Origin of the sequence: Lysinibacillus sphaericus (genome assembly GCF_015844675.1) — a bacterium.
In the GTDB taxonomy this organism is placed as follows: Bacteria; Bacillota; Bacilli; order Bacillales_A; family Planococcaceae; genus Lysinibacillus; species Lysinibacillus sphaericus_E.
Window position 1 is genome coordinate 21,449 of record NZ_LDGC01000019.1, and the last position, 16,517, is coordinate 37,965.

General features: G+C 36.9%; 14 protein-coding genes and 1 other RNA gene. 2 read left to right on the forward strand and 13 right to left on the reverse strand.

Annotation, left to right across the window (positions count from 1 at the left end; all coding sequences use genetic code 11):
- Positions 1 to 8: 8 nt before the first annotated feature.
- From ABE34_RS07025 to ABE34_RS07075, 11 genes are all read right to left on the reverse strand, one after another.
- Entirely contained in the window at positions 9 to 506 is a 498-nt protein-coding gene (locus ABE34_RS07025) for a EutP/PduV family microcompartment system protein (protein WP_197141314.1), read from the reverse strand.
- Between the two features lie 10 nt (positions 507 to 516).
- Entirely contained in the window at positions 517 to 858 is a 342-nt protein-coding gene (gene eutS, locus ABE34_RS07030) for an ethanolamine utilization microcompartment protein EutS (RefSeq protein ID WP_053593758.1), read from the reverse strand.
- A 28-nt stretch (positions 859 to 886) separates the two neighbouring features.
- Positions 887 to 2,119: an ethanolamine utilization protein EutH gene (gene eutH, locus ABE34_RS07035; protein ID WP_197141315.1), complete on the reverse strand. Its 1,233-nt coding sequence runs from the start codon at positions 2,117 to 2,119 to the stop codon at positions 887 to 889.
- Between the two features lie 81 nt (positions 2,120 to 2,200).
- The gene (locus ABE34_RS07040) at positions 2,201 to 2,779 is read right to left on the reverse strand and encodes an ANTAR domain-containing response regulator (protein WP_241747145.1); all 579 of its coding nucleotides are present in this window, start codon (positions 2,777 to 2,779) and stop codon (positions 2,201 to 2,203) included.
- Positions 2,772 to 4,202 (reverse strand): sensor histidine kinase, encoded by a 1,431-nt coding sequence (locus ABE34_RS07045; protein WP_197141318.1) that lies wholly within the window; start codon positions 4,200 to 4,202, stop codon positions 2,772 to 2,774. The genes ABE34_RS07040 and ABE34_RS07045 overlap by 8 nt, the downstream gene beginning before the upstream one ends.
- A 255-nt stretch (positions 4,203 to 4,457) precedes the next feature.
- Positions 4,458 to 6,365, reverse strand: coding sequence for an ATP-dependent DNA helicase (locus tag ABE34_RS07050; protein WP_197141320.1), 1,908 nt, complete (start codon positions 6,363 to 6,365; stop codon positions 4,458 to 4,460).
- Positions 6,366 to 6,450: 85 nt separating this feature from the next.
- Positions 6,451 to 7,587 (reverse strand): THUMP domain-containing class I SAM-dependent RNA methyltransferase, encoded by a 1,137-nt coding sequence (locus ABE34_RS07055; RefSeq protein ID WP_197141321.1) that lies wholly within the window; start codon positions 7,585 to 7,587, stop codon positions 6,451 to 6,453.
- Positions 7,588 to 7,590: 3 nt separating this feature from the next.
- Positions 7,591 to 9,330, reverse strand: coding sequence for a putative bifunctional diguanylate cyclase/phosphodiesterase (locus ABE34_RS07060; RefSeq protein ID WP_197141322.1), 1,740 nt, complete (start codon positions 9,328 to 9,330; stop codon positions 7,591 to 7,593).
- A gap of 292 nt (positions 9,331 to 9,622) precedes the next feature.
- Positions 9,623 to 10,003: RNase P RNA component class B (gene rnpB / locus ABE34_RS07065), an RNA gene on the reverse strand.
- A 60-nt stretch (positions 10,004 to 10,063) separates the two neighbouring features.
- The gene (gene gpsB / locus ABE34_RS07070; protein ID WP_197141323.1) at positions 10,064 to 10,357 is read right to left on the reverse strand and encodes a cell division regulator GpsB; all 294 of its coding nucleotides are present in this window, start codon (positions 10,355 to 10,357) and stop codon (positions 10,064 to 10,066) included.
- A 126-nt stretch (positions 10,358 to 10,483) separates the two neighbouring features.
- Positions 10,484 to 11,740 (reverse strand): ribonuclease H-like domain-containing protein, encoded by a 1,257-nt coding sequence (locus ABE34_RS07075; protein ID WP_197141392.1) that lies wholly within the window; start codon positions 11,738 to 11,740, stop codon positions 10,484 to 10,486.
- A gap of 395 nt (positions 11,741 to 12,135) precedes the next feature.
- On the opposite strand from ABE34_RS07075, the gene ABE34_RS07080 reads away from it, so the two are divergent.
- Entirely contained in the window at positions 12,136 to 12,729 is a 594-nt protein-coding gene (locus ABE34_RS07080) for a hypothetical protein (protein ID WP_197141324.1), read from the forward strand.
- Positions 12,730 to 12,975: 246 nt separating this feature from the next.
- The gene (locus tag ABE34_RS07085) at positions 12,976 to 13,566 is read left to right on the forward strand and encodes a copper amine oxidase N-terminal domain-containing protein (RefSeq protein WP_197141325.1); all 591 of its coding nucleotides are present in this window, start codon (positions 12,976 to 12,978) and stop codon (positions 13,564 to 13,566) included.
- Between the two features lie 155 nt (positions 13,567 to 13,721).
- Here the strand turns inward: ABE34_RS07085 and ABE34_RS07090 are convergent, their stop codons facing one another.
- Both ABE34_RS07090 and ABE34_RS07095 read right to left on the reverse strand, forming a co-directional pair.
- Positions 13,722 to 16,004, reverse strand: coding sequence for a DEAD/DEAH box helicase (locus tag ABE34_RS07090; RefSeq protein WP_197141326.1), 2,283 nt, complete (start codon positions 16,002 to 16,004; stop codon positions 13,722 to 13,724).
- A complete protein-coding gene (locus tag ABE34_RS07095) occupies positions 15,979 to 16,362 on the reverse strand; it encodes a YppE family protein (RefSeq protein ID WP_197141327.1) in 384 nt (127 codons plus the stop codon). Before ABE34_RS07095 ends, ABE34_RS07090 begins: the two co-directional genes overlap by 26 nt.
- Positions 16,363 to 16,517: the final 155 nt, after the last annotated feature.

Below are 16,517 nucleotides of genomic sequence, written 5' to 3' on the forward strand. Positions count from 1 at the left end.
TCTCGCCACTACGGGCAATACATGAGATAAGGACTATCACGATCCTTCACAAACTGACGAATTTCTTCGTCAGTTTTGAGCTGAATAAGTGGCGCAATAAACTCAATACCAAGCTTTTGCCACGAAGAAGTTTTCACAATAGGACCATGCGTCATGACATTTTGTAATAACGTTATTGCTCTTTCTACATCTGCATGGGGTGCATCAATTTTTGTAATGACACCAATTTGTATTTTGGGTATTCCTAAGCTAAATTGCGGAGGAAAAACACTCTTTGATGAGGTGGCATCCTGCAAATAAATCACATGTGTCACTTCAAGCGATGTTGCCATAATGTTTCTGTAATACATCGGATTTTCTATATATTCTCCGGGTGTATCAACTATCCAGTCATCATATACGAGCGCCTGTGTTTTATTGGCTTGTCTTTCTTTCCCCAATAACGCATTCATCAGTGTCGACTTACCTGCTTGCACACCACCTATGATCATTACTCGATTTTTCATACGGCACATCCTATGATTTCGTTATTTTTGATGGCGTATAGCCTAGCATCTCTGATAGAAAACGATTGATCTCTAACATCGCCATTTCAACCTCGGAGACACTACCAACAATAACGAGACTGCCAGTAAAGCGATCTAAAAATCCTAGTCTTACATTTGCTGCCTTTGTTGCTAAATCCCCTGCGATAATAACTGTCTCACTCGGTGTACATGTCATGATTCCCAGTGCACCTGCTTCTTGAATGCCCAGCTTTTGAAACATATCAGGGTCAGGGTTTGCGATTAGATGACTTAATGTTAGCTGCTTTCCTGGCACAAACTCCTGAATAAACCGTTTCTTTTCTTCACTCACACGTTATCACCTCTTTCAAGTTTTTTAACTAATCCAGATATTCACCTTCTTTAATAATTCCTGCCTTGCGATCCTCTTGTTCTAGCCTTAGAGCTGTTGGAACAGAGAGCTTATAGGCTAAAATAATAGCGATCACACCCGCTAAAAACTTACCAGTAATAACAGGTAAAATAATTGTCGGCTGGAAGTTAGCCGTAAACGATAAATGATCTCCTAGAAGGAAGGCTGAACAAACACCAAAGGCAATGTTAATAACCTTATCTTTCGGTGGCATATGTCGAACGAGTGTAAACATGGCTAAAATATTGGCAATCGTCGCTAAAAGACCTGCGCTTCCTACTGATGATAAGCCTAATTTCCCACCTACTGCTTCTAAAGGTTTCGATGCATATTTTCTAATTAAGTACACCATTGGGAATGCTCCCGCTAGCATAATACCGATGTATCCAGCTGTTTCAAGTGCACGGAATTGATCGACTTTATCTGCCATGATCGGATCAAAGCCCCATGCACCGAAAATCTTTGTAAAAATACCTGTAAAAATTTCTACAATCGAGAACACTAGCACAAGCTTGATAGCAGCATCCATCACACGTCCAAAAATCATGAAGCCTTTGATCATGCCATTTGGAATTAGCTTGAGACCTAACGCAATTAACACGACGAAAATAAATAAAGGCAATAAATTAATTAATATTTGTAAAACTGAAATGGCAAAAACATATGTTGGTGCAGCTGTTGTACTAATCACTTCACGAACATCTGTATTAAACGTCACAATCATGATGGAAGAAATAAATGCTCCGATCGGGATTGTTAATACACCCGCCATAATACCTAAAGCCATATATTTATGATCTCGCTTATCTAACATGGCAAGTCCCATTGGAATAGAGAACACGATTGTTGCGCCTGACATAAATCCAACAACTAGAGCCATAACCCATCCTTCATAAGACTCTTTTAATGCATTTGCTAATTGGTATCCTCCCATGTCTGAGGCTAAAATTGTCGTTGCTGCAATTGCTGGATCAGCACCAATCAATTCAAAAATCGGACTAATAAAATGACTTATAAACCACGTTAAGTAAGGTATAGCAGCCATGATCCCTGCAGCAGGTACAAAAATATGTCCAACCGTATGAATACCATTCATAAACTCTTTTCCGATTCCATATTCAGCATCTCGAATTGCTCCGATTGCCCCTAAAACTGCACAAATCATAATAATATAAACGATCACCGTTCCTACCATTGCCATCCTTCTCATCACCCCTTTTATTTTTCTGTTTATAAAAAAAAGACGCATTTAAAGAGGAGATCTCTTTAAAGCGTCTTTGCTTTAACTATTTACTTGTAAAGTATTGATAATGCGCCTTGCAATAAGCGCCATTTCCTGTTGAGTCTGCATACTTTCACTTCGAATTTTTTTATAAGCTTCGTCCTCACTAAGGTTCTCTGACTTCATGAGCAAACCTTTTGCTCGTTCGATTATTTTTCGCTTTTCTAATTCTGTTTGTTTATGCAGCAATTCCCCGTTTAAACGGTTGAACTTATCAATCTGGTGAAATGCCACTTCCAATGCCGGAAGGACATTCTTCTCAGAAAACGGTTTCATAACATAGCCTAAAATATTATCCTGCTTCATGTACAGTAACAATTCTTTTTCACTATAAGCTGATATAAAAAGCACTGGTATACCGAGCTGCTGTTCAATAATTTTACTTGCCTTTAAACCATCTAGCTTTGGCATTTTAATGTCCATTAAGATTAACTGTGGCTTATGTGTAAAAGCCAACTCAATTGCTGATTCTCCATTGTTCGCTTGTGCTACCACTTCGTAGCCATTATCCTCTAACATAAACTTCAAATCAATTGCAATAAGGGACTCATCTTCGACAATCATAACTTTCCTAGTCATTTAGGATAAATACCTCCTCACTTACAGGGAACTGGATATGAGTATGTGTACCTTGTTCACTAGGGATAATTGAAAATATGCCGGCTAAATCATGTTCAACAAGCCTTGTTATAATCTCCATTCCAAACGATGCCTTCACCTCTTGCATCCCAACGCCGTTGTCAGAAATATGAAGTGAAATAGAAGAAGCATCTTTTTCAAATTGGATATCGATTGTTCCCTCTTCACGACCAATAAAAGCATATTTCAGTGCATTTTGCAGTAGCTCACAAATGATTAATGCGAGCGAAACAGCTTTTTTAGAATGACAAAATAACTGTATATTATCGTGATGAAAGGTTAATTGAATAGATGATGTGTTGGATGTGCCAACCATTTTATGACCAATCTTTTTAGATAACGCGATAACGTCTACTTTCTCTTCAGCGTTATCCTCATTTTCTAAAATAAGTTCATAAACAGATGAAATACTATATATACGATTTAATGCCTCTTGAAAAGCACTCGCACTGGAAGCTGACAAGTCATTTCGCATTTGTAAGCGCAATAGACTCGTAACTGTTTGTAAATTATTTTTTACTCTGTGGTGAATCTCTCTTATAGCGAATGTTTTCATCATTAATTCATTTTCTTTCAGCTTAAGCTCTGTAAGATCATGAATTATGAGAAGTGTCACTTTATCATGTTGATCACGAATAGGAATTTTCTTCACAATAAAGGATTTACGATCAATCGTAATTTCTAAGAAAAAGACATCATCGCCTTTATCATAGATTTCTTGTAAAAAAGGTAAAATTTCATCCAAAGCAACGTTGTCAAAACGCTCAAGTCCGGATAGCTCCGATATAAATCGGTAGCCTGCAGGATTACTATAGATGACTTTGTTTTCATGATTTGTAAGAATAATCGATTCCACTAGCAAATCAGAAACAACTGGAATCGGTTGAGAGTTCGGCTCAACAATATGCTCAATTAATGCAAAAGGCATTTGCCTGAAATCCTCTTTAGGTGTTGTTTTCATTTCCACCTTTTTTTCCTGGATTAACACAGCAATAACTTGTTGTTGGTCATTAAAGAGAGGGACAACGTTTTGTTCAACCGTTATGCCTTCCTGAGTGATTGCTCTAGTCATTGACGATTTTTCTTTATTTTTAAAAGCAGCAAATACTGCTGGCTCAAAGCTTTCAAAGACAAATTTGCCAATTACAGATTTTTCGTATAAGCCTCTTTCTGTTTTTGGGAATGCCTCTGCCACAACAATTGCATGTGGCAAGTTTTCCAGCATACAATCTATGAACATATAACAATCTGTCAACTCAGCATAATACGATAATGTAATTTCAAGTTCTATTAACTTCTCTACATCTGTTGCAGATAAGCTCGTATATTTCCGACACAATGATTGAATGTTCGACAGGTTCATGCCCCCTATCACAGAATAATTAAATATTAAATTCGATTATTCTAAAATTTCTTGTCATTATTATAAACCTTTTGCAAAATTATTTTCAATAAAAATATTATTTATTTTATTAATTTTCATTGCATTACAAAGAACTATATCGCTTAAAAGAGAAATATTCAACACTTTTTTCAAACCCAACATTATCCCAAGATAAAAAAGTTATTTTAATATATAAAAAAAGCGAGAATGCAACAGGTGCAAACTCGCTTTTTTCTACTTTATTTCTGGTGTAACAGCTAATATATCTTCAAATGTTTTACGCTGCTTTGCCTCTTCTTCATTCATTAAAATATGGATATCTCCACGGTCGTTTGAAGTACGAATTAAACGCCCCATTCCTTGCTGTAAACGAAGTTGCATAAATGGTAATTCCACTTCTTCATATGGATTTTCTGCAAATGTACGTTTCGCATCAAATAATGGATCGTGTGGAGGGAACGGTAAATCAAAAATAATAACCCGTGTTAATGCCTCCTCCGGCAAATCTAGACCTTCCCATAAATGATAGGAGCATAATGTTTTGATTGTGCCTTCTTGGAAATCACGAACAATTCCTGACAGTTCGCGATCCCCTTCAAACGCTACATACATTCGTTCCATAATAGGTAGTTCCGCTTTGAAATCTAACATTGCTTGTTTTGATTTAAATAAAATTAAAGTTTTTTTACCGTCACGTAATAGCTGTTGTACCCGCACCGTTTTCTCCTTTTGAGAAAGTTCATGTAAATAGATTCGCATAACTTCTTCATAATCAAATGGAGAAGGAACAGAAAACGATTGATAATCACGAATTCCTAAACTATAGGCAATATATGAAAAATCTTTTTTCACTGATAAAGTTGCTGAAGAAAATATGATTGGAAGTTTTTTAGAGAATAGTTTTTCTGCTAAAACTTCTGTGATAAGACGTGGCATAATGACAAGCGTTTCTTCCCCATCAGTTTCCTCTAACCAATCTACTGCATCTCCCTGCGCTATAAAAATACGTAAAGAAGCCTCGTATTGTTCTAAATACTCCTCAGCCATATTTAATTCATACTCCGGAATCATATACATTTCAGATTCAAAGACAAATTCCTCAAGTAATGTTTCGACATCTTGAATAAGTTGTTTCCCGTATTTCAATAGATTTGGCGATTTGTTAATACGTTTACGCTCTTCTTCAGAAGCGACTAGATCGTCTCGTAGTTGGTCAAAAAATAGCTCATGGTCATCTTGTAATTTTTCCATCACATATAATGTACGTTCTCGCACACCATCTACCATTAAACGCTCTAACAATTGAACAATAGTTGTCGCCTGTACTTTATACGTCATTGCTTTTTGTGCAGCATATTCTAATAAATGACCTTCATCTAGCACCATCATTGATACTTCTGGCAATAAAGCTAATTGCCCTTCACGTTCACGTGATTCCTTTGTAGCTAAATGTTCCATCAAAAAATCTTGTGAACAAATAATGAGGTCCGCTGATTTACGATAATGTGCACGATGTAATGTTTGACCACATCGATTACGTAGGTCACATACTGAACACTGCATAATCGAGTTGTAATTTACTTTTTGCCAATCTTCATCACTGACTGTTGGATAATTGCTTCTTTCACCATAAGGTTGTATTGCAATCATCGAACCCTGTGCATACACTCCATCAGGTATAGAAAACGAAATATCATCAATCCATTCATCAGTTTCGACTTTCTCAGCTTCTTCAAAACGCTTTAAGCATAAATATTGGTCACGTGACTTAGCTAGGCGGACATCGATTTCAAGTCCTAACGTTTTTTGTAGCTTATAAATATCGCCGCCCTCTTTTACTAACTGGTCAATTAAGGTTTCATCAGCACATGCGATAAGGGCTGGTTTACCAGTATAGCGTGCATAAGATACAGCTGGTAGTAAATAGGCAATTGTTTTACCAGTTCCTACCCCTGCCTCTGCAAAAAGCACGTTTTTCTCTTTTAGGGCCTGCTCGATTTGATAAGCCATAAAGATTTGCTCATCACGGCATTCAAAGCCCTTTTCAGGTAATTCATCGTAAAGGACGTCCCCCATCCAGTCACCTAATGACTCAAAAAATGAGCGGTCCTTCGTTAATACAAATGGTAAAGATTTACGCAATTGACGCTCCCCCTCTAACTATCTGGTCCTATTATACGCGACGAAACGGAAGATAAGAAAAAATCTTATCTTCCGTTATCATTCGTTAATCTCTTTTAGACTTTTGTCCCCAGAACTGGTAATAATTCGTTTCAATAAAGCCATTGAATAATTTACGTTTCTTTGTCGATTGACGACCGTACAGTTCCTCAAAGTTTTTCATTGAGGATAACATGTACACAGACCAAGTCGGATTGTTTTTCATGACTTTTCCTAAATCACGAATTACCTGCTCCACGATCTCAATGTCCCCAATACGCTCCCCATATGGTGGATTACCAATCATAACACCATCTGTTAGCTGTGTTGTAAAATCACGTGCTTGCATTTGCTTGAACGTGATCATATCACCAAAGCCCGCTTCTAGTGCATTTTCTTGTGCAATACTCACCATGCGATGATCGATATCAGACCCGAAAATTTCTAATGGTTGATCATAGTTCGCCAAGCTATCAGCTTCATCTCGCACTTCATCCCAAATTTTTGCCTTCATCCATGGCCATTCCTCTGAAATAAATTCACGATTATAGCCCGGTGCAATATTTTGTCCAAACATTGCTGCTTCTAAAGCAATTGTGCCCGAACCACAAAATGGATCAACGAACGGTCGGTTTGGATTCCACTTTGAAATTTGTACGAGTGCCGCTGCTAATGTTTCTTTTAATGGTGCTTCACCCTGTGCTTGACGATACCCACGCTTATGCAAGCCCACACCCGATGTATCAATAGTAAGTGTAGCCACATCTTTTAAGATTGAAACTTCAATTTTATAAGTTGCACCAGATTCATCTAAAAATCCTAAGCGCTTATAATGCTGTTTCATGCGCTCTACTATTGCTTTTTTAGTAATAGCTTGACAATCAGGTACACTAAATAATTTTGATTTTACAGACTTCCCCGATACTGGGAAAGCTGCATCAACGGGTAAGTATTTTTCCCAAGGTAACGCTTTTACACTTTCAAACAATTGTTCAAAAGATTTAGCCGGAAACTGACCTACAACGATTTTTACTCGGTCTGCTACACGTAGCCATAAGTTTGTTCTTGCAATGGCCGTCTCGTCACCTTCAAAATATACTTTTCCGTTATCGACTGTTGTTTCATAGCCTAGAGCCTTTACCTCTTGTGCCACAATCGACTCTAATCCCATTGCAGCAGTTGCTACTAATTTATAGTTTGCCATACACTAATTCCTTCCTTGATGTTCAATTTCCCAATACTCCAGAAACTCCATAAGTTCATGAAGTGGTAAAGGTTTACTGTAATAATAGCCTTGGATTATATCACAGTTCATTTTACGTAGTATATCCACTTGTTGTGCTTGTTCTACACCTTCAGCAACAACTTTCATTTTTAAACGATGCGACATTTGAATAATCGCATCCACTACTGCCTGTTTTTCATCGAGTGAGCCAATATGCTGAATAAAGCTTCGATCGATTTTTAAATAATCAAGGGGAAAACGAACTAAATAACTAAGAGACGAATAGCCTGTCCCAAAATCGTCAATAGAAATTTTAAAGCCCATTTTCTTGAGTCGCACAAGCTTGCTAACCGTTTCATTTGCGCTGTTCATCACTGTTCGTTCTGTAACTTCGATTTCAAAATTATTAGCAGGTGTGTTGTAACGCTCTAATATCGCTTGAACAGAGTCTAAAAAGTTTTGTTGCTTAAAGTGAATGCTGGAAATATTGATAGCAACTGGAGTCTTATAGCCATATTGACGCATCTCTATAACTGCTTCACAAGCTTTTTCTATAATTACTTCGCTCAAAGGTATGATTAATCCTGTTTCCTCCGCATAAGGAATAAATTCTGCTGGAGAGACAAATCCTAGACTTTCACTTTTCCAGCGAATAAGTGCTTCTACCCCTTGTATCTCTTCATTTTCCATAGATATTTTAGGTTGGAAGTGCAGCTCAAAATCCCGGCTTTCAATGGCTCTCCGTAGTTCCGAATCTAATAATAAAACACGCTGAGAGTCCGTCTTCAATTCATCAAAATAAAATGCATAGTCGTTAAGGCCATTCTTTTTTGAATAAGTCATCGCCTTGTCAGCACAATGAATCAATTGCTCTGTTGTTTCACCATCAATTGGATACATACTGATACCAATACTTGTAGAAATAAAAATATCTTGGCCATTAATATTTAAAGGTTGTTCAATAATACCTATAATTTGTTCAGCAAAATTTGCAGCTTCTTTAGCACTTTTTACGTTTGTCAACGTAATAATAAACTCATCACCGCCATATCTAGCGATGATATCTTTATTTTTCAACAAAGTTTTTAAGCGTTTTGCTACTTCTACTAAAATGGTATCTCCAACAGCATGACCTAACGTATCATTAATTTGCTTAAATCGATCTAAGTCTAAAAAATAGACTGCATGCTGTACTGAATGAGAGATAGAAGAAGTTGATTCTAATAAATTATCCATTCTTTCAATATAAGCAAATCGATTTGATACTTCCGTTAGTGAGTCCGTTAACAATCGCTTTTCTAGTTCATTTTCTACGATTTTTCTTTCAGACAAATCTGAGAAAATGCCACAGTAATTTGTAATCTCTCCCTCATCGTCAGCTACACCGACAATTGTTAACCATTCTGGATATACGTCTCCGGTTTTACGACGATTCCATATTTCCCCCTGCCAAATGCCTTCTTGTCGTATCATTTGCCACATATCTAAATAAAATTGTAATTCATGTACACCTGACTGTAGAACGGCTGGTGTTTTTCCAATCACTTCATCACGTTTATAGCCAGTTACAAATTCAAATGCAGGATTGACCAATTCAATTCTTTTATCTTTATCCGTGATCATAATACCCTCAGATACATTTTCGAAGATCTTTGTCAGTAAGGCAGTAGGATATTTGGAAATCGAATTTAGCTTCTCCAGACTATCGTTCACTCCGCTCATGATTCCGCTCCATCCTATCTCTCTTTACTACCCTCATTTTTTAGAAAAGCGCTTTTGCGCAAGTCTACTCGTATGTAGACAATATGTACATCGTTGCGATAAAAGTTTGATCTAGATGTTTGTTTCGAATCGTAGCGACAGAGGCATGACCAACAGTGTACAGCCTTATTCTCAAACGTATATCGCGCATGTTTAGACATGCTTCAAAAGTAATTTTTTCTTACTATAGTCAAAAGAAAAGCTCTCCACCAAATTGGAGAGCGCTTGTCATTTCATAATAAGCATCAAAAAATTCCATAAGCCATGTTTTGTTCCCGAGTACTCAAACAGCTATCGCCTCGTACGACCGGGTAGTAATCATCTATCTACAGAGCGAACTCTGTCCCTCTATCCGTTCAATTCCTTTTAGAGAGTGCCCCTACCATAATTTGGGTTTCTCACTCGTGGGGTTTACCTCGTTCCACCTTGCATGTTTCCAAGCAAGCTACGTCACTGTGGCACTTTCAGGAAGTTTCAACCATATCATATAGACTTAGGTTTTCCTTCCGCCGTCAGCTTTTACAGCTGCCTTACCTTATTTTTTCAGTAAGCACGAACACTACGGTCATCTCAGAACCGTGCGAGCATGGACTTTCCTCTACGACGTCTAGCGCCGCAGCGATTACCAGAATTTCATGATGATAAAAAGATTATACTAGAGTTTTATGATAAATACAACATTATTGACAAAAATTTATTCGTACAACTTACTACCGAAGACGTGTTTCTCTAAATTAGAAAGACGTTTTAAAATATCAAAGTTAGTCGTACCAGATGTCGATGCGACAGGTTGTCTCTTAGGTGTATTATCAATTTCTTCTTTTAACTGTTTATTTTCTTCACGAAGTTGGGCCACCACTTTTTCGAACGTTTCATAGTCTTGTATTATCTCATCAAGAAATGAATCGACTTCTTCTACATTGTAGCCTTTAAAGTTTTTCTTAAATTCCTTTTCAAGGATCATTTTTGACGTTAATTTAATATCCATTCACATCGCCCTTCCTCACACTACGTCGTTTCATTATAGCATACTTCATCTACTTCATCACATTATATCGTCTGAAAACATCAAATGTAAGGCAAAACTTGTCGTTTCTTGCGCTTACCCGGGAAATTATTTCTTATTTCCTAACCTGAGCAACCTCTTCTCCCAAGAAATCCTCCATTTTTGCTTTTGTTCTACTCTCCATTGCTCATTCTTCTTAATTAAATTTATACCCTCTTGCGTATAATAAAGGGCTTGGTCATAATCTTTCATTTGATGCTCATATATCATAGCTAGCTGTTCTAATACGTGCAACTTTTTTCGTTGATCAACAAAATGTAGAGAAGCCACAAATGCATCGATCGCTTCACTAAACTTTTTATTTCTTTTATGCTGTATGGCCAAATAATATTGTGCGTTTCCCGCTTCAAGTGCATCAAATTGCGTCGTAACTTTCTCTAAAACCTTTACACTCTGCGAACTCTCTTTTAAATCGGCATACCACTTACCAATATTCGTAAAAGTTTCGGCCGATTCTTCGCTCGTCTCTTCAAAAAGCAAATTTGTAGAATGGACATAAAGCGTAATTAGTGAAAGTAAATCCCATTCATTATGAAGAAGGACTTTCATCAGTGCATCTGGAACACCGCTTTTAATGGCATCTAAATATATTATAGGCGCAAGATATCCAGGTATATCTCCAATGCGGGAAAAACCAAGCTTCTCTTCTTCCACAGATTTTAATTTCATTCGTTCCATATCATTTTTCCATAAACGCTTCGAACTATGCAATAAATCGATTTGACGTTGTGTACGTAGCTTAGGTAATTCTTTTTGGTGGAGCGTCCAACGTGTTTCAAGTTGTGGCCAGTCGAAGCTTTTTCCATTGTAAGTAATAACCGTCGCATTTTTTTGCCAAAGCTTTGATTCAAAAAGTAACGCTGCTTCATGAGCAGGATCCGCTAAAAGATATTGAGTTAAAATAAAACTTTTATCTTCCTCTGACACTTCTAAAAAACCTAGAAGAAAAATTTGTGTGCCTACACCCTTTAAGCCAGTCGTTTCCGTATCAAAAAACAATATTTTTTCATTCATTTCTAATGCATATGGATGTTCGAACTTTGCCTCTTGCCATTTTACTAATGCATCAAAAAATGACTGCAATTTATAATGACCGTGCTGATAACTAAATGGATAACGTACTTGCCGTTTAAAAACAATACCGAATTCATTTTCTACAACTGTCAATCCCGCCTTTTCCCACTGCTCTATATAGCTTGGAGGTACAGGTTTTTGAAAAGTAGGTTTAGCCTCTTTTTTTATAGTTGTTGTCGTTTTTTTACCGAGCATTTTTTTCATTTGTAAAATTTTATTTTCGTAAGACATTTTACCTTCACTCATTTTCTGCATTTTTTATTGCTAAAACTTATAGTATTTTTTCTTCACTTACAGCAATCATAACTCATCTTTTACCTTCTACACAAAAAGACGGGAAAAGTAGTAAGGCTAGACGAGTGTCTTGTCACTTTTCTATCGTTTCAGAACAACTTTCCGCAGGTAAATTTAAATGGTTTTATATATGAAGCCTCGGTGGATGATGTGGTTATACGGTACAGTTAGGGTGTTTTATAATACAATGAATAATTAAATATAGCGAAATTGGACACTTTATTCGCACAACCGGATCAAGGAACATAAAAACAAGATATTCAAATTATCAGCACACATGCATAGGAAAAGGAAAAATAAATTAAGAACTGGGAAAATTAGGAGGTTTTAGTATGCTGAACACTTCTTCGAAGCGCGTTATCGCATTAACAGTTGTTACACTCGTAATCTTTTTATCTTTGTTATTAATCATGAATATAAAAAAAACGATTCCAAAGGTTCAGGTAAATGCGAATGAAATTACATTTAATACTCCCGAGGAACTTGATGCTGCGGCAGATCTCATTATTATAGCATCTCCATTTAAAGAATTTATGGACCGTGAACACAAAGTAACATTTTTTGAAGACGGTACAATTCAAGACTATTATACTTTAACAGAAGTCCAAGTTGATAAAGTTATTAAAGCACCTAACAACTTTCATCTTTCCCAAAATAATACTATCAAAATTATTGAACCCGTTGGAATTGTAAAGCGAAGTACAGGGAAGAGAAAGCTAGTCACCAACGATTATGAAGAGCTCAAGGGAAAAAGTTCTTACATTATGTTTTTACAACAAAACTCAATGGGACAGTACGCAATAATTAATAATAATTTAGGTAAATTTAACTTAGATAATAAAGATCCTTTAGATATTGGCGAAAAAAAATCATCAGAGGCTACGAAGTTTAAAGATGATGTTCTCCTAAAATATTCTATCGACTAGATAAATACCCTAATAAAAGATTAAAGCCTATACTCAAAATTTAATGAGTACTGAGCTTTGAAGATTAATAGATAACTTACTTATTGATATCTATTTTCTTTCATCAAATACGAGAACGAGAACTTTGATTAGATCATTGCTTAAAAGATCTCTTCCACACGAAAACTAATATTCGCATCAAAACTATGTTAATATAACCCAATAAGTAGTATAATAATTCCATATTTTATTAATAGGAGGATATTTATGAAGAAATTAGTATTATTTATTACAATGTTGTCTTTGTTTATGGCGACATCCTTAACGGCCGATGCACACCCAGGTCGTCTTGATAGTAATGGTGGTCATAACTGTTCTAAAAAATCTCAAGATAAAGGTCTTTGCTCAGGTTATCATTATCATAATAAAGCCAACGAGCCAGTGCCTTCTACCAATATAAATCAGAAAAAACCAACACCTCAAAGCACACCAGAACCAGTGCTTACAACTGTAGATGTATATATCAATAACGTTAAGCAAAATTACAACCCAAGTGCTTATATTAAAAACGGAACAACTTTAGTTCCTATGAAAGCTATTTTTGTATCACTTGGTGCAACAGTTACTTATGACAATGCAACTAAAAAAGTGACTGCACACAAAGATAATAAAAAAATTGTCATTGGCATTGGAAATAAAAAAGCTTACGTTAATTCAAATGGCGTTACGACTGCTATTAATTTAAATCATGCTGCTGAAATTTATAAAGGATCAACTATGGTGCCTTTACGTTTTGTAAGCGAAGCATTAGGTGCAGGTATTACGTTTGATGGCGCAGTGTATATTACAACAAAATAATTAGTATGAATCGCATGGGGCAGCATATTATTTCGTGCTGAGTTTTTTTACCTTTCTAGTTACTCAACATTGCAATCTCGTAACCGTAAGATGATCCTTAAACCGATAAACGAAGAGGGCTTGAGGAAATAAATTCCTTAAGCCCTCTTTTTAATTTAATTTTGATTAATTTGATTTAAGATCCGAAGAAGTTCTATTATCCTCTTCTTCCCTTCCTGCAAACTGTCTTGTGCTCCAATGCATGATGGACACCCAGACTCACAAGGACAATTCGAAACATGCTCTAAGGTTTTGACTAAAAGACTTTCCCATAAGTCATAAACCTTTTCACTTAAGCCGATACCACCTGGATACTTATCATAAACAAAGAATGTTGGCATTTCATTATGTGCAGCCTTAACTTGTGGGACAACTATGACATCGCTGCTATCACATTGAATGAAAATCGGAATAAAAGCATTCATCGCATATGCAGCTCCTGCCATAGCGTCTGTTAGTTCCGCCTCTGACCACTGTGATGTATTTTTGAATGATAGCCACGAAGAGCTTGTATGCATTTCGTCTGGTGGTAAATGAATTGGACCCGAACCTATATTATCATGATTTCCGTTGAACTTTATTTTTTTAAATATCGTTGCCTGTGCGACTAAGCCAACATCACCGAAGCCAATAATGCCACCCTTATATTCTCTGCTCTGATCTTCTTCTAGCACCTTCATCTCAACTGCTAGATTAGCGTCAGTATAATAATCGACATCTACTTCTCGTACATACGCCTTCTTCTCTTCCCAATCAAGCTTTTCTACTTGAAATTGAATGCCCTGATGCAAATAAATAGCCTCTTCATGTAACAACGTCATCGCACTATGACGATCCATTTCACCAATAACCTTTGTTTGTGCAGGGACAGTCATATCAATGATTACAACATTTTCTTGCGAAGCAGAACGAAGGCTAATATCATGTGCTGGAAAACGGTCACTCATCCAATGCCACTTCTCACTCGTTCTAAAAATAACGCCTTCCTCCGCTAAATAGTCAAGTAACTCCTGAATCTCATATTCACCATACGTATCATGCGTGGAAAATGGTAGCTCAAACGCTGCACATTTCAAATGATCCATTAAAATTAACATATTTTCAGGATAAATACGCGCTTCCTCAGGTGCACTACCAAGTAAAAAGAGTGGATGGTTCACTACATATTGGTCAAGTGCGGCTGATTGTGCTACATAAATAATTAGCGCCTCGTCCTGACGACGGCCAGCACGACCCGCTTGCTGCCAAGCACTTGCGATATTTCCTGGATACCCTGTCATGATACATGCTTGTAATTGGCCAATATCGACGCCTAATTCTAGCGCATTTGTACTCACTACGGTTTGAATAGTACCGTCGCGAAGCCCTCGTTCAATAACACGTCGCTCAGAGGGTAAATAACCTCCACGATAACCTCGCACCGATTCATCTAAAAGCTTATTGCGTGTAAGCTCCTTTAAATACGTCACAATCATTTCTACTCGCACACGACTTTTGGCAAAAATAATGGTTTGAATACCTGCTGTATATAATCTTTTAGCGAGGTCACTCACCTCCAAAACAGCACTTCGACGCACGCCAAATGTTTTATGGACGATCGGTGGGTTATAAAAAAGAAATGTCTTTTTCCCAACAGGCGCTCCAGAATCACTAATTAAGGCATGACTTTCATTTGTTAAAGCTTCTGCCAGCTCTTTTGGATTTTTAATGGTTGCTGATGTACAAATGAAAACCGGCTTACTACCATAAAACTCACAAATACGCTTCAGCCTTCGAATAACATGCGCAACATGTGAGCCAAACACACCTTTATATGTATGCAACTCATCAATGACGATATACTGTAAATTTTCAAATAGTGAAACCCATTTCGTATGATGTGGCAATATCCCCGAATGAAGCATATCCGGATTTGTCATCACAATATGCCCTGCCTTACGTACTTTTTGACGAATTCCTGGCGCAGTATCCCCATCATACGTATAACTTAAAATTTCTTCGCCGCTTTGTTCGATTAATTCATTTAAATCATTTTTTTGATCCTGCGCTAAAGCTTTCGTTGGAAATAAATAAATAGCGCGTGAATTTTTATCTTCTACTATTTTTTGAAGTACCGGTAAATGGTAGCAGTATGATTTTCCAGACGCAGTTGGTGTTACAGCAGTAAAAGAAACACCTTCCATTGCATAATCAAATGCCTGACGTTGATGAGTATACAGTTGTTCAATTCCTCTTGATTGAAGAGCCTTTACAAGTGAAGGATGTAAGTTTGCAGGGAAAGGTGCATATTTAGCCTCTCGCCCTTCAAGCGTTTGCCAGTGTGCTATACGTTCCTTCAATTCCTCATCATATCTCCACTCGCTCAACAGTTCACTAATGGTCCTTTTTTTCGATAACATCTGATTGTGTCTCCTTCACTACCCGTTCTAAAATTTCCAACGTATACGAGGTTGAATGAATCGCATCTAAAAAACGCTTTTTACTTGTTTCTTTATAAAAGGATTGCACAACAAATTGCTCCATCGATTCTGCCGCTGAAGCAATTTGTTGTGTATGCATATATTTTGGTCGATTTTTTTGAATCCACACATTCGCTTCTTGTTGCCATTCTTTTAAAAGTTGGTGAATGATATCTGCGTGTGGCTTAACCTCCTCAAAAAAGTCAGGAGTACGATCCTCCTCACGCATTTGCCAGAAGCGTGAAACACATTTTTCACATTCATCTATTAATTTGGAAGTTTGCTGTAATAATAACAAATTTCGCACCTCTTCTTATTCAATTAAGGCTCATCACCAGAATGGGTGGATTTCCGTTCCAACTGGGCACTTGCTTAGGATTTGATAAGTCGTTTGGGCATTAGTCACACTTTGTTCCAATATAGGTGCTCTATAACACGGCATACGTTTAAAAA

Excerpts from the sequence above, each read along its gene's own strand:
- ABE34_RS07085 (WP_197141325.1), top strand. The coding sequence starts at position 12,976 with ATGAAGAAATTAGTATTATTTATTACAATGTTGTCTTTGTTTATGGCG.
- ABE34_RS07060 (WP_197141322.1), bottom strand. The coding sequence starts at position 9,330 with ATGAGCGGAGTGAACGATAGTCTGGAGAAGCTAAATTCGATTTCCAAA.
- ABE34_RS07055 (WP_197141321.1), bottom strand. The coding sequence starts at position 7,587 with ATGGCAAACTATAAATTAGTAGCAACTGCTGCAATGGGATTAGAGTCG.
- ABE34_RS07025 (WP_197141314.1), bottom strand. The coding sequence starts at position 506 with ATGAAAAATCGAGTAATGATCATAGGTGGTGTGCAAGCAGGTAAGTCG.
- ABE34_RS07080 (WP_197141324.1), top strand. The coding sequence starts at position 12,136 with ATGCTGAACACTTCTTCGAAGCGCGTTATCGCATTAACAGTTGTTACA.
- ABE34_RS07090 (WP_197141326.1), bottom strand. The coding sequence starts at position 16,004 with ATGTTATCGAAAAAAAGGACCATTAGTGAACTGTTGAGCGAGTGGAGA.
- ABE34_RS07040 (WP_241747145.1), bottom strand. The coding sequence starts at position 2,779 with ATGACTAGGAAAGTTATGATTGTCGAAGATGAGTCCCTTATTGCAATT.
- ABE34_RS07075 (WP_197141392.1), bottom strand. The coding sequence starts at position 11,740 with ATGTCTTACGAAAATAAAATTTTACAAATGAAAAAAATGCTCGGTAAA.
- eutH (WP_197141315.1), bottom strand. The coding sequence starts at position 2,119 with ATGGCAATGGTAGGAACGGTGATCGTTTATATTATTATGATTTGTGCA.
- gpsB (WP_197141323.1), bottom strand. The coding sequence starts at position 10,357 with ATGGATATTAAATTAACGTCAAAAATGATCCTTGAAAAGGAATTTAAG.
- ABE34_RS07045 (WP_197141318.1), bottom strand. The coding sequence starts at position 4,202 with ATGAACCTGTCGAACATTCAATCATTGTGTCGGAAATATACGAGCTTA.